This is a genomic window from Vibrio sp. 1069, assembly GCF_033340555.1.
In genome coordinates, this window is record NZ_JAWOWP010000574.1 from 1 (window position 1) to 609 (window position 609).

Here is a 609-nt window from a genome sequence, read left to right on the forward strand (position 1 = left end):
TTCATATTTATTTAATGAAAACTCAATTATTTCCATTCATAATCTACATTTGATAAAGAATAAAAATACTTACTTCGGTTTTACATTAAGCATAATATCGCCATCCAAGCATTAGGTGCTTAGACTTTCTGCTAGCTCACCTCTATCTCAAAACGTTTGACACTGGTACGAACTGCACAAATTGATCTCCATCAGTCTGTGCTCCACAGGTTAGTGATACTCTACCGCCAAATATAAAGCCCACGTCCTATGGCTCAGCAAAGCCTGTAGATAAGGTCATTAAGTAGCAATGTCGATTAATATTTCAGATCTAACGAATGCACTAACTAAAGTCGAACACGTTCATAAAGTTCAGTTGGAAAATGTCCATCAGTTTTTCAAAACAAATGAAGCTTTATCAATCGAAACATTCAGTCAAATCATCGCCTGTGATTCTATTGATGAACGATTTAAAACGATCGACAAAGCGTTTTCGCCCCTAGGTGATGTAAAAACTTACCTATTAGAGGCGTCTTACTTAGTTAGCTAACGCAGCATAATCCACAAACAAAAAGCCCCACTCATATTGTGGGGCTTTCTTTCTATCTTAGTCAGTAACGATTACAGCTT

1 protein-coding gene is annotated in these 609 nt (G+C 36.6%); it reads left to right on the top strand.

Translation table 11 applies throughout. The features are described from left to right. Positions 1–289: 289 nt before the first annotated feature. Entirely contained in the window at positions 290–529 is a 240-nt protein-coding gene (locus R7040_RS27820) for a hypothetical protein (RefSeq protein ID WP_005481665.1), read from the top strand. The last annotated feature ends 80 nt before the right edge of the window (positions 530–609 follow it).